Source organism: Thermoleptolyngbya oregonensis NK1-22, from assembly GCF_032705245.1.
GTDB classification, from domain to species: domain Bacteria; phylum Cyanobacteriota; class Cyanobacteriia; order Elainellales; family Elainellaceae; genus Thermoleptolyngbya; species Thermoleptolyngbya sichuanensis.
Window position 1 is genome coordinate 2,382,260 of the sequence record NZ_CP053540.1, and the last position, 12,519, is coordinate 2,394,778.

At 56.7% G+C, this 12,519-nt stretch carries 10 protein-coding genes, 1 tRNA gene and 1 pseudogene; 8 read left to right on the top strand and 4 right to left on the bottom strand.

What is annotated here, in order from left to right:
* Window positions 1–174: 174 nt before the first annotated feature.
* The 8 genes and pseudogenes from HNI00_RS10325 to HNI00_RS22120 form a co-directional block, all read left to right on the top strand.
* Complete coding sequence (locus tag HNI00_RS10325) at window positions 175–489, top strand: hypothetical protein (RefSeq protein WP_316793019.1); 315 nt, start codon at window positions 175–177, stop codon at window positions 487–489.
* A gap of 278 nt (window positions 490–767) precedes the next feature.
* The gene (locus HNI00_RS10330) at window positions 768–1,037 is read left to right on the top strand and encodes a hypothetical protein (RefSeq protein ID WP_316793021.1); all 270 of its coding nucleotides are present in this window, start codon (window positions 768–770) and stop codon (window positions 1,035–1,037) included.
* Between the two features lie 81 nt (window positions 1,038–1,118).
* Entirely contained in the window at window positions 1,119–1,457 is a 339-nt protein-coding gene (locus HNI00_RS10335) for a hypothetical protein (RefSeq protein ID WP_316793023.1), read from the top strand.
* A 179-nt stretch (window positions 1,458–1,636) separates the two neighbouring features.
* Window positions 1,637–3,469: a threonine--tRNA ligase gene (gene thrS / locus HNI00_RS10340; protein ID WP_316793024.1), complete on the top strand. Its 1,833-nt coding sequence runs from the start codon at window positions 1,637–1,639 to the stop codon at window positions 3,467–3,469.
* A 285-nt stretch (window positions 3,470–3,754) separates the two neighbouring features.
* Window positions 3,755–4,165, top strand: a complete 411-nt coding sequence (locus HNI00_RS10345; RefSeq protein ID WP_316793027.1) for a DUF4332 domain-containing protein — start codon at window positions 3,755–3,757, stop codon at window positions 4,163–4,165.
* A gap of 931 nt (window positions 4,166–5,096) precedes the next feature.
* A complete protein-coding gene (locus tag HNI00_RS10350; protein WP_316793029.1) occupies window positions 5,097–7,889 on the top strand; it encodes a GAF domain-containing sensor histidine kinase in 2,793 nt (930 codons plus the stop codon).
* A gap of 109 nt (window positions 7,890–7,998) precedes the next feature.
* Complete coding sequence (locus HNI00_RS10355) at window positions 7,999–8,352, top strand: hypothetical protein (RefSeq protein ID WP_316793031.1); 354 nt, start codon at window positions 7,999–8,001, stop codon at window positions 8,350–8,352.
* Window positions 8,349–8,734, top strand: a pseudogene (locus tag HNI00_RS22120) (HNH endonuclease); the annotation flags it as partial. The gene HNI00_RS10355 and the pseudogene HNI00_RS22120, both read left to right, overlap by 4 nt.
* Before the next feature lie 16 nt (window positions 8,735–8,750).
* Here HNI00_RS22120 and HNI00_RS10360 read toward each other — a convergent pair.
* From HNI00_RS10360 to HNI00_RS10375, 4 genes are all read right to left on the bottom strand, one after another.
* Window positions 8,751–8,823 (bottom strand) — tRNA-Trp (locus HNI00_RS10360).
* Between the two features lie 129 nt (window positions 8,824–8,952).
* On the bottom strand, window positions 8,953–9,315 hold the full coding sequence (gene rplS / locus HNI00_RS10365) for a 50S ribosomal protein L19 (RefSeq protein ID WP_172354326.1): 363 nt from the start codon (window positions 9,313–9,315) through the stop codon (window positions 8,953–8,955).
* Window positions 9,316–9,479: 164 nt separating this feature from the next.
* Entirely contained in the window at window positions 9,480–11,216 is a 1,737-nt protein-coding gene (locus HNI00_RS10370; RefSeq protein WP_316793033.1) for a sulfotransferase family 2 domain-containing protein, read from the bottom strand.
* A 145-nt stretch (window positions 11,217–11,361) separates the two neighbouring features.
* The gene (locus HNI00_RS10375; RefSeq protein WP_316793035.1) at window positions 11,362–12,174 is read right to left on the bottom strand and encodes an ABC transporter ATP-binding protein; all 813 of its coding nucleotides are present in this window, start codon (window positions 12,172–12,174) and stop codon (window positions 11,362–11,364) included.
* Window positions 12,175–12,519 lie beyond the last annotated feature (345 nt).

A 12,519-nucleotide genomic window follows, 5' to 3' on the forward strand; every position in this document is an offset into this window, starting at 1 on the left:
AAGAACGGAGCTGGGAGGGTTCTTGGGGGGTGTTGAGGGATAAGATGGGGCGATCGCCCTGTTGCTAGTGCCTGTTCCCTGATAGCGTTCTAGAAGACTGGGCACACTAAGCGTGGACTGTTGACAAGACACCTCATAAATCCCTCCACAACTTCTTCACAACTGGTGATTTCTATGCGTCCTCGCTCCACCCCTGGCGCAATTCGCCCCAAAATCAGCACCATGCCCCGCCCCAAGACGGAAGCCGCCGCGTTTCTGGATTTGTACAAGCTCTCGGTCGAAAAGAAGCGCCTCCAGCAAGAGCTTCAGTCGCTTGAAGTGCGCCGCCAGCAAATTGGCGATCGCCTCTCGGCACTGGACAGCCAGATCGCCACCCTGGAAACCCGCGTCGAGGCCTTGCGCGAACAGGAGGAACCTGCCTCTCGCTCGCTGCCCGGTTTAGCTCACCCCATTCCTGAAAGTTTCGACATGGTGTTTTTGGAGTATTAGGCCGCGGCTTTGTAGCCATGATTGAGTAGCGATTGTTTTGTAGCCAGTCGTGGCATCGCTGCCAAGCTCTGAAATCGCCAAGCGAATGTCAAGTTAATTCCAAGTTCAAACAGTTCCAACGTTCAAACAGTCGAATCCACTCGGCAAAACCAACCCCATGACGACTCTGGAGCTAATTACCAGCCTTGCTTTTGCCTGCATGATTGTGGGTCTATTTTTTGATTTGGATTCCACTGTCAAGCGGATTGATCGGCGGACCAAGCGCCTAGAGCTGTGCCTTGATCTCATCCTCGATCGGCTGGAAATTGACACACCTATTGGCTCTGAGGATTACGTGCTTTGGGCTATTACTTGATCTCATCCTCGATCGGCTGGAAATTGACACACCGTTTCAGCTTTCCGAGCGAATCAAGCAAATTGCGCTCGACCCCAAGCGAAAGGTCGAAGCCATTCGACTTTATCAAGAAGAAACCAAAGTCACGCTGCGGGAAGCCGTCGATGCCATTGACGCATACATTGCCCAGCACCAGGCCTCAAGCAATCGCTAAATTGCGGATTTCAGTCCCTATTTCTGAAGCATCGACACAAACCAAAGCCGTTTCAAAGCAGCGCCCAGAGCGCGATCGCCCATGAGACAGACCTCAGCCAGCAACCGGGTCGCTGCTTTGCTCTGCGCGTTTCTGGTTCTCGCGCTGTCGGAGATGATTTACCTCGATGGACAGGGGTTGGGCTTTCCAGACGGATTTTTGACCGAGCTAGATCGCGCCAAAAAGCTGCTGGGTCAAATTTTTCTCTGGGTCAGTGTGCCAGTTGCCCTGTGGCTCGGCTGGCTGGGCTGGGTCGCGGCGCGGCAACCGATTGGGCCGCCTCTCCGCAGCACGATCCTGGGCTACGGAGCGTTTCTGCTGATATTGCTGGGCATCTATGGCTATTTGCGGCAGACCCTCGATGCTGGCGGCGGCGGGTAGCGATGGGTTTGGAAGTCGCGATGGCTTGGGACGCTGATCTCGAAAGCAGCAATGGAGGCGATCGCCCCGATTCCGCCCAGCCTCAGAACTGCGGCAGAACCTCGGTCAGCCAGCCTCGCGTGTAAGATAGAAAGCGTCCATTCCATTCCTGCTTTTTTACTCAAACCGTCAGCCAATCCATGTCGAACGCCGTTCCTTCTGCACAACCCGAAGACGAATCCGCCCAAAAGATTTATCTGCCGCGCACCAGCGAATCGGAAACGCTCAAGAAGATTCGGCACACGACTTCCCATGTGATGGCGATGGCCGTGCAGAAGCTCTTTCCCAAAGCCCAAGTCACCATTGGGCCCTGGATCGAGAACGGCTTTTACTACGACTTTGATAGCCCAGAACCCTTTACCGAAAAGGATCTGAAGGCCATCAAAAAAGAGATGACCAAAATCATCAATCGCAAGCTGCCCGTGATTCGCGAAGAGGTCTCGCGGGAAGAGGCCGAGCGCCGCATCAAAGCACTGGGCGAACCCTATAAGCTAGAAATTCTGGCGGATTTGAAGGAACCGATTACGATTTACCATCTGGGCGACCAGTGGTGGGATCTGTGCGCTGGGCCCCATGTGGAATCGACCGCTGAACTGAATCCAGATGCGATCGCCCTAGAAAGCGTGGCCGGAGCCTATTGGCGTGGCGATGAAACCAAAGCCCAACTCCAGCGCATCTACGGCACCGCCTGGGAAACGCCAGAACAACTCGCGGAATATCACCGCCGCAAAGAAGAAGCCCTGCGCCGCGACCACCGCAAGCTGGGCAAAGAACTGGGACTATTCATCTTCACCGACATCGTGGGGCCGGGGCTGCCCCTGTGGACTCCGAAGGGAACTCTGCTGCGATCGCTCCTCGAAGACTTCCTCAAGCAGGAGCAAATCAAGCGCGGCTACCTGCCCGTCGTCACGCCGCACATTGGCCGAGTCGATTTGTTCAAAACCTCCGGCCACTGGCAAAAATACCGCGAAGACCTGTTCCCGATGATGGCAGAAAGCGACGAAGCCCGACAGCATGAAGAAGGCTTTGTGCTGAAGGCCATGAACTGTCCGTTTCATGTGCAGATTTACAAAAGCCAGTTGCGTTCCTACCGAGAACTGCCCATGCGCTTGGCGGAATTTGGCACGGTCTATCGCTATGAACAGTCGGGCGAACTAGGCGGACTGACTCGCGTGCGCGGCTTCACTCAGGACGATGCACACCTGTTTGTCACACCAGAGCAACTCGATGACGAGTTCATAAAAGTAGTGGACTTGATTCAGAGTGTATTTGGTGCGCTGCAACTAAAAAACTTTAAGGCGCGACTGAGCTTCCGTGATCCTGCTTCAGATAAATACATCGGTAGCGACGAAGCCTGGGAAAAAGCCCAAAACGCCATTCAAAGAGCCGCAGAAACGCTGAATCTGCCCCACTTTGTTGGTATTGGTGAAGCCGCCTTTTATGGTCCAAAGCTTGACTTTATGGTACGCGACGCTATCGAGCGGGAGTGGCAACTGGGCACGGTGCAGGTGGATTACAACCTGCCGGAGCGATTTGATTTGGAATACGTCGCCGAAGATGGTTCCCGCAAGCGCCCCGTGATGATTCACCGCGCCCCCTTTGGCTCGCTGGAGCGGCTGATTGGGATTCTGATTGAAGAATACGCGGGCGACTTTCCGCTGTGGCTGGCTCCGGTGCAAGTGCGGCTGATGTGCGTGACGGAGGAGCAGGTGCCGTTTGCCCAGTCGGTGGTGGAGCAGATGCGATCGCGCTCCATCCGCGCCGAACTCGACACCAGCGGCGAACGCTTGGGTAAGATGATCCGCAATGCCGAAAAGGACAAAATCCCTGTGATGGCGGTGATCGGAGCCAAGGAGATGGAAACCCAATCCCTCAGCATCCGCACCCGCGCCTCCGGTGAACTCGGGGCATTACCCGTGGCGGAGGTGTTGGAACGGCTGACGGGGGCGATCGCCCACTACGGCAATTTTTAGGGGCAATTTTTAGGAGCAATTTTTAGGGGCAATTTTTAGGCAGCCGATGCGGTAAGGGTTCAGGTCGCCCGTGTTGCCCTAAATCAGATTCCTCTCCCCGCTGCCGGATGTCACCCGGATTACCTACAGGGACGCAGCTCACAGCGGATATTAAGGGCTGGGGCTTTGCCATGCGGATGCAGTTCTGACCGCTGTCTCAAGCAGATGGCTGGTTGGGATGACAGCAGAATGGCGATCGCCCAATATTTAGACTCTTCCATCTAGCTACCCTAAATCGCCTTACAAATGAAAGATAACAGTGTAACCGTCATCAAAGGCATTGACGACGCGGCCGCCAAAGCCCTGCAAGCCGCAGGCATCGAAACCACCGAAGCCCTACTAGAAAAAGGCGCAACCCCCAGCGGACGAAAGCAGTTGGCGCAAGCGACCGGATTGCCCGAAGCCGATCTGCTGCGCTGGCTCAACTTGGCAGATCTGTATCGCATCAAAGGCATCGGGCGAGAATATGCCGACCTGCTAGAACTGGCGGGCGTAGACACCGTGCCCGAACTGGCCCAGCGAAACCCCGACAACCTGCATCAGCAAATCGTCCGCTTGAATGAAGAACGGAATATCGTCAAGCTGTTGCCCGAAGCCGTCCTCGTTGCCAATTGGGTCGCTCAGGCCAAGGAACTGCCCCGTGTGATTCAGTATTAATCCGTTCAATTAATCCGTCTCAATCTGCCTCATCAAATCTGCCCCATTAAATCTGCCCAAATCTGCGCGAATCTGCTGCATGATGAAGCCGCTAAGCCGCTGCGGCCCCCGTCAACGCTGCGGTTTGTCCGGTGGTTCCACGCGCATCTCTCCGAACCTTGGCCCTGCTTGCCCTGCGGGATAACCACTTCCCCCGTTGAGCAGGGCCGAGCCGTATTTGGGCATTCCCAGATAGACTCGCCCGCTGACGGGGCATTCTAGATCACGTCAGGGAGCGTTATCGGTTTTGTGGATCAGGGCATGTTTAGCCCAGAGGATTTATGGGGGCGGCCCGCGCTATCCCAAAAAACAGACCTCGCCCCCTGCTCATTCGACACCCCCGCTCGACATCCATGCGACCGCTAGGGCGTGTCTTAAAACCCTTTGATCCCCCTAGCCCCCCTTAACAAGGGGGGAACCTCTGTCCAGATGCAGCTTATAAAACGTTCTGTCCCAACAGATAGCTTTCGGCACTCTCGCTAGATTTAAGCTGTGATTAGACTTAAACTGGCACTCAGCAGCAGGGTGTCGTTGGGATTTCGGGGTGCCGCGCCAATTGGGTTTTCAGTCGATACAATGAGTCGATCCAGCGCATCGGGTTGCCCAACCTAGCCCCCAAAAGCCAATTGTGGGCTTGATATGGGCTTGATGTGGGCTTGATGTAGAAAGAGGGTGTTCTTGAATTTGTACCAGGCTATTTCACGCTAGAGCGATCGCCCTAGCCTGTCCAATCGCTCTGCCCTACAGCGGTTTTGCGCCAGCCACCTATCTACCCGGACTACCTAGGCTTTTCGCAGATTGTTCCCTGTAGATTTCTCTGTAGACTCTTCCCAAGGTTCTTCCCAAGATTCTTCCCAGATAGTTATTATCCGCGCACGATCGTCACGCTGACATGGGTTCTTCCAAAAAGCCGTCAAACCCTGAAAAACAACTGGCGACTCTAAAACAGACTCTTCAGGCTCTGCGTGAGGAGGAAACTGAAGATGCGCTGGTAGAAACGGCGATCGCCTATGTCGAGGAAGAATGCGACTATTCGCTCATCTGGATTGCCTCCTATGACCGGGTGGGGCACTGTCTGCGCGGGCGGGGTGGGCGCGTGCCCAATGGCGACACCGGCCCTCTACGGCAGCAGTTTGGGCTAAATCCCGGCGATTTGATGGAGCAGGTGGTGATTCAGCAGCGGCCGATGGGCGTGCCGGATCTGCGCGAAGAGATGCGGGCTGGTGACTGGCGCAAGCTGGCCCAAAAGTATGCCATCCAGGGAGCCTCCATCTTTCCCTTACGGCATCGGGATCAATGCCTGGGCGTGGTAATTTTGGGGTCGTTTCTCTGGGGGGTGTCGCCCCATGCCGACGAGCGAACTCGACTGTCGATGGTCTTTGGGGCGCTAGCATCGTCGCTTTTTCAGCTTGAAGCAGAGCGACAGCGGCAGCAGACCAAGCGCCCCGCCGAGCCGCTCTTGGCGCTGTTGGGCAAGCTGCGATCGCTCCCAGATCTCTCCGCTCGCCTGGCGGCAGTGGTGGACGAAACCCAGCGCTTTGTCGCCCCTACGCGCACCAACGTCTACTGGTTTGAGACCGAGCGACGCTACTTTTGGCTGCGGGCCAGCAGCCGCGATGGCAACGGCTACGGCAGCGGACAAGCCATCACGGGTTTTACTGCCCAGGAAGTGAACAGCTTTTATCAGGCGTTGGCGGCGGATCAACTGGTGTCGGTGGGTGAGGCCCATAGTTCGCTCAAGGCAGAAGTGACGGGGCGACTGATGCAGCAGATTCAGGCGCGATCGCTCTTGGTGGCTCCCATCCTGCTGCATAACGAGCTACACGGCTTTTTGGCCGTCGAGGGCAGCGAACCCCGCATCTGGTCAGACGAGGAAAAGAGCTACGTGCGCGGCGCGGCCCAACTCATCGCCCTAACTGCGCCCTTGGAGGGCATGGAGGAAACCATTCAGCAGGTGAAGCTGGATCAGGCGCTCACGGCTGAACTGTCCACTGCCATCTTTAGCGACTATGACTGGAACCAAACCCTGAAGCGGGCCTCCGACTTGCTGAGCCAACGGCTGCGGGCCGAAACCTTTGCGGTGCTGCTTTACAGTTCCGACCAAGAGGGCTTTGAGGTGGTCTATCAAAGTCATGGGTCGCAGCGACGCAATTTGCCCCCCTGGCTAGACGCGCTCAACCAGGTCGATTGGCAAATGCTGGAGCGCAGCACTGACCCCGTCGGCATTGAAAACCTGACCGAAGACCTGAAGCTGATGGCTTGGCGGCAGGCGTTTCTGGATGCGGGGCTGCAATCAGTCGTGGTGTGCCATACCGCGATCGGGCGATCGCTCGAAGGGCTGGTGGTCTTGGGTCACGACCTGCCCCGCACCTGGAACCGCGCCGAACGGGCCGTGCTGCGCGTCGCTAGCCAGCAAATCGGCGTAATCCTGCACCAGTGGCAACTCCAGCGGCAGACCGAGCAGCAGCAAAAGATCAACCAGACGATTCAGTGGGGCATGACCACCCTCCAGCAAATCCACACCCTGGAAACGCTGGAGCGCTCAGCCATGCAGCAAATTGCCCAAATTCTTGAGGTTCCCCTAGCGGCGCTGGTCACTTGGCAGCCGGGCCGCAATCTCGGATACATCACCTCCGCTGTGGTCGGCAATGCTCGCTTTTCGATTCACCTGGATGCGGCGATCGCCCTCCATTCTGACTCCCTCGTGCAGTGGGCCAAGCACACCGACGGACTCCTCCCGCTCACCATCGACGACATCGATGCCGAAACGCGTCGCTGGCTCAACGGCAGCGACATTGGGCAAATTCTGGTCATGGCGCTGCGAACCACGCCTGAGCATGAACCGGGCGGCATGGTCATCGTGGCGGATCACCTGGATCGCTACTGGCACGAGCGTCAGCTCAACGCCTTTGGCACCCTCGTTAGCCAGCTAGCCTGGTCGCGGCGCTACCTTATCCTGTCGGAAGCCCTCACCCTGCGACAGCGCGATCTAGAGCAAATCAACTGGTATAAGCATCGGCAACTGGAAGAGATCTACCGGGCGCTGGGCATTGGGGTGAAACGGCTCAACGAACTCAGCAACCAAAAAGACCCCCTGGCCAACAACCGCTATCAGCAGGTCGTGCGGCAACTGGGGGGGCTGCTGTCGGCGATCGCCCCGGTGCTGAAAAACGAGCAGTGGCAACTCCACAGCGAATACGAGACGACCCCCCTGGCCTCGCTGCTCAAGCGGGCAATGGAGCGCGTCGAGCCGCTGATTCGCCAGCGCCAACTCTGGCACCAAGTTCACAACGAGGAAAGCAGCCTGAATATCGGCGGCGACCTGACCAAGCTGGAGCTCGTGCTGCACGAAGTGTTGACCAATGCCTGCTTGCGATCGCCCGCGGGCAGCCGCCTCGACGTATGGTGTCGCCCGCTGGATGCCCGCTGGCTGGAGCTGTCCATCACCGACAACGGCATCATCGAACCGCGACTGCTTGAAGAACTGCAAACAGGCCGCCCCGAAGACCTGCTTGCGCCCTCCATCCTCGACACCCCACCTGGGCTGCACCTGGAAATCTGCCAGGCCCTCATGCAGCAGATGGGCAGCGAACTGAGCCTATATCAGCTTGAAGACGGACGTATTCTCAGCCGGATGTTGCTGCCAATCGCCCTGGGAATGCCGCCCGAAAAACCCAAACGCTAGCGGGCGACTGCCAAAAAGCCTTTCGCCTGCATTGTCCAGCCTGTTTAGACTGAATATAGCGCTGGCTGATTTAGGTTCCTGTGTTTCCGTCGTTTTGAGGGCTGCCGCCGTGGCAATCATCACAATTGAGGTTCCTGACGATTTATCCGAACAACTGGTTCAGTTGGGCGATCGCCTTCCTGAATTGCTTCGCCAGTGTGTCCAACAGCCGCCGTTGCCTGCCCAGGTCTATCGCTATGTCCTGGATTTTTTGACCAGCCAGCCGACCCCTGAGCAAATTGCAGCCTTTCGCCCATTGCCAGAGATGCAAGAACGGTTAAGTGCGCTCCTGATGAAAAATCAGAATGGAGCCTTGACCAGCGCAGAATTATCAGAACTGAGCGAATACGAGCGGATTGAGCATCTAATCATGATGCTGAAGCTAGGAAGCCTTCCCTATCTCACTCAACCGTCCGCTTCATGAGCTACATCTCAGATTCGCTACGCCGTCTGGTTGCAGAGCGGGCCGGTAAAACCGTTGTGAATACTGTCAAATCCCCGCAAGTTTAGCGTTCTATGTTCACGAAGTGGATCATGTGATTCCCCTCAAGCATGGCGGCGAAACAAAGGAAGAAAATCTTGCCTACGCCTGCTGGCGATGTAACCGCTACAAAGGATCTGATCTTGGATCTTTTGATCCCCAGACTGGTGAGTTCAGCTTTATCTATAACCCTCGAATGCAGACGTGGGCCGAGCATTTTTCCATTGAGCATTACGAATTGCGAGGACTTACGCCTGAGGGGCGTACTACTATTTACCTGCTCATGCTCAACAGTCCGGAGCGCTGCGCCGAGCGGAGGCGACTGGATGAATATTTGAAAACGCGCCCTGGAGGACTCGAACCCCCGACATCAGGTTTTGGAGACCTGCGTTCTACCAACTGAACTAAGAGCGCAAAGCTGTGGCTTTTTGACAGAATCTACTACAACTAGCAAAGCCTGTTTATCCAAGTCTATCAGGTTGCGATCGCCCAGCCTAGCCCAGTGTTGAAGATTGCTGAGCGATCGCCCCTGAGAAGCCAGACCTAAAGCGGGCGATCGAAGCGCTGCTTCAGACGGGTTGCCTTGCCCACGCGATCGCGCAAATAGTAGAGCTTGGCGCGGCGGGCCTTGCCTCGGCGCAGCACCTTGATGCTGGCGACGCGGGGCGAGTGGAGCAGAAACACCCGCTCTACCCCAACGCCCTGAAAAATTCGGCGAACCGTAATGGTTTCATTGATGCCGCCATTCCGCATGGCGATCACGGTGCCCTCATAGGGCTGAACCCGCTCCTTACCACCTTCTTGAATCACAACTCCGACCTTGACCGTATCGCCGACGTGGATGACGGGCAGATCGGTCTTCAACTGTTCCGACTCAATGGAGCGGATGATCTCCTGGGCTTTCATGGCTCTCTGGCTCTTTGCAAAAACTCACAGTCTTCTATAGTAAACTGCTGGGTCGCTTTGCGTCTAGTGCGATCGCCCAAATCAAATATTTTTTCTCAGCGAGTGGGTGACTAGCCCCCGGCTTAGCCGTGACGACGGGGCTACGATAACCCAGATTGCTTGCATTAGGATCGCTTCGAGCTGGCAACCCTTTTGCGGAGGCGGTTGAGGTAGCGACCGACGTAGAGATGCCGGACATCGGGCGTGAAATAGGACAGCGAGGGCACGTCTGGACGGCGGCGGACAAAGACCACGTACACCTCATTGGCAAACACCGGGCGAAAGCCGCAGCGGGCAAGTTGAAACAGCAGTGCCTCCACAGGTAGCGCCATGCCTTTGTGCAACACGAGCCAGTGATAGCGACCGGGCGATCGCAAAAAGTCTGCATATCCTTCTACCTGGCCCGAAAACGGTAGCCGAAACTGGGGCGGCGCGGCGATCTGCTCTTGGGGCTTGAGGCGATCGCGCATAAAGTCGATGGTTGCTGTGGTTAGGGCATCCCGCAAGAGCGATCGCAGCAGGCTAAATTCTGCTTCTCGCGCAGCCGGAAACAGTTGCACATAGCTTAGCGCCACGCCTACCAGCCGTTTATCTTTGGGGTCGGGATTCTTGTAGTTGATTGGCGCAACTCGGTCAACCTGAAGCGTGAGTTCTGCAAACAGTCGATCCGGCGGTAGCCAATCTGCCGGAATTTGCGCCTGATAGAGCCGCGTGGTGTCGCTGCTATAGGCGATCGCCAGCTTGCTGGGATGCCCATTGACCAGACATTTCAGGCTATCCAGCACCTCCGGTTCGGTGGCCCAGACTTGAGTTACCTGAAACTCGACTCGATAATCGGTCGGCGTGGAGGCAATAGGCAAATCTAGCGTTGACGTGGTGACGGGGCCCGTCCAGCGATGGGCGGCGTTGGGCCGGTTCTGGGCACAGTCGCGCCGCTGCCACCCCAGCCCTCGTAGCGGCTGACAGAAGTTGTAAACCGACACCTCCGAAGGGGGCGGGTTTTGCGCCCGGTAGCGATCCTGGGAGTGCCATTCCAGCAGTTGTTGCAGCGTGGCAAACTCCAGCACTTGACCCGGTGGCGGCGCATCCAGAGCGAGGCGATCGCCATAGCGCTGCACCAGATCTTGCTGCATTTCGTCAAACCGCTGCTGGAAAATCTCGCAGCCATCGTCATATAGCGCCCGATCCAGCGACATGGCTTCCCGAATCCGCGCCAGCGCCTCCGGCGGAATCTCGCTCAGGGGCGTTTTGGATTTGGCGACGTTTTCGCGGCGGCTGTTGACAATTGGCTTCCAGCCAAAAATGTAGGACAGCAGAAACAGCGACTCTTGAAATCGCTCTAGAATTCCAGCAAAAGCGCACAGATTCAGGCTTTTTTGCGCCAGCGACAGCGCCTCTTCTGGCTCTAGGCTGCCAATGTCGTATTGCAGCAGCCGCGCAATGTGGTACACTTGGACGTTTTTCCCGACGCGCCCTGGCCCTTCGCCCGTGGCGAACTCCTCCAGCGACATCTGGCTGACGGATTCGTAATAGGGGTCATCCGGCGTACGGCGGATGTATTCGTAGTGCGAAATTACCCGCGACACGGGTTCGCGCAGCACGGTTACCTTAATCAGGTTTTTGCCTGCCAGCAGCCCTGGAATGTTGACAAAGCCCAAATGCCCGCGAAATAGGCGATATTCGCGCAGTTGCTTGGGTGTGTAGTCGGCAATCTGGTTGGACAGCGTGGCTGGGCAAATCTCCTCGCAGGCGAAGTAATCTTCCAGAATCGTCCGAAACGTCATCCCTGCCGTTTTGGGAATGTGGCAGAAATAGAGCGTGTCGTCGGGCTGCAAGTCGTATTGAGCAGGAAAATGTCTCATTGTTCCCCAGTTCCCCAGAGCTTTCCAGAGCGATCGCCCGGCTGCCGCATTACGGTAAAACTATACCAGGCGAACCGTACCAGGCTAAAACGAGTCCGGCCGAAACCAGACTAGCCGAAACCAGACCCGCCAAAACCAGGCCAGGCTAGAACAGCGGCCCGCTGACCTTTTCTGAAAGCTTGCGGCGATTGATGCGTTTCCCTGCGGCGGCGATGTCAAGCTGGGCGGCGGCGGTATAGGCTTCGGCGACCTCGGTGGCGCTGCCGATCATTTTCACATGGTGGTCTTGAATCCACAGAGCGCGATCGCAAATTTCCGAAACGCTCGTCATGGAGTGGCTCACCAGCACAATCGTCACGCCGCTGTCGCGAAACTCCGCCATTTTGTTAACGCACTTTTGCTGAAACCGGATGTCGCCCACCCCCAGCACCTCGTCAATCAGCAAAATCTCTGGGTCGAGGTGTGCCACCACCGAAAAGCCCAGCCGCGCCATCATGCCCGTGGAGTAGGTGCGAATTGGCCGTTCAATAAATTCGCCCAGTTCTGAAAACTCGATAATTTCCTCTAGTCTTGCCTTCACCTCGCGGCGGGTCAGCCCCAGCAGCACGCCATTGAGCAAGATATTTTCGCGGCCCGTTAGCTCTGGATGAAAGCCCGTGCCCAGCGCCAGCAGCGGCGAAATGCGCCCGCGCACCACCACGCGCCCGCTGCTGGGCTTCAGCACGCCCGCAATCAGCCCCAGGGTGGTACTTTTCCCTGCGCCGTTATAGCCTACAATGCCAAACTTTTCGCCGCGATAGACCTCAAAGCTAATGTTGTTCAGCGCTTCAAACTGCTGCCTGCGGAGAGCCTTCAGGTTGTGGGGAAAGTTAAACATCAGGTTTTTGACCCCCCGGATGTGGTGATACATCGGGTAGGACTTGTAGACCTGATCAAAGCTGATAACCGGTTCTTCCATGACACATCCGCAGGCTGTAAACAAACGGCGCTTTCTTCTCTTTGTAAGACGTAAGACTGCGCTTCCTGAATGCTATGTTGCCAGAGGGCGATCGCCCCATGCCTGGAACATGCTCTGCCGAAGCATTCGAGCGCATTAAAAACGCCCGCTGGCAAAATCTAAAGCCAATCTTAAAAACGTGACGTTCCAAGGCTGATAATACTCTACTCCTGCCCGCTTCGACATCCGGCAGGTTTGTGGCAGTGAAGGCTAGAGCAAATTGCACCCGGCCTTGGGGCGATCGCACCCTTGCCGAACTGTGAGCCTTCGTTCCCACAGCGAGCGGTTGAGGCCTGACGCAGTTGC

What these genes read in the sequence shown, in the direction of transcription:
- HNI00_RS10325 (WP_316793019.1), top strand. Translation starts at nt 175, where the DNA reads ATGCGTCCTCGCTCCACCCCTGGCGCAATTCGCCCCAAAATCAGCACC.
- HNI00_RS10335 (WP_316793023.1), top strand. Translation starts at nt 1,119, where the DNA reads ATGAGACAGACCTCAGCCAGCAACCGGGTCGCTGCTTTGCTCTGCGCG.
- thrS (WP_316793024.1), top strand. Translation starts at nt 1,637, where the DNA reads ATGTCGAACGCCGTTCCTTCTGCACAACCCGAAGACGAATCCGCCCAA.
- HNI00_RS10345 (WP_316793027.1), top strand. Translation starts at nt 3,755, where the DNA reads ATGAAAGATAACAGTGTAACCGTCATCAAAGGCATTGACGACGCGGCC.
- HNI00_RS10350 (WP_316793029.1), top strand. Translation starts at nt 5,097, where the DNA reads ATGGGTTCTTCCAAAAAGCCGTCAAACCCTGAAAAACAACTGGCGACT.
- rplS (WP_172354326.1), bottom strand. Translation starts at nt 9,315, where the DNA reads ATGAAAGCCCAGGAGATCATCCGCTCCATTGAGTCGGAACAGTTGAAG.
- HNI00_RS10370 (WP_316793033.1), bottom strand. Translation starts at nt 11,216, where the DNA reads ATGAGACATTTTCCTGCTCAATACGACTTGCAGCCCGACGACACGCTC.
- HNI00_RS10375 (WP_316793035.1), bottom strand. Translation starts at nt 12,174, where the DNA reads ATGGAAGAACCGGTTATCAGCTTTGATCAGGTCTACAAGTCCTACCCG.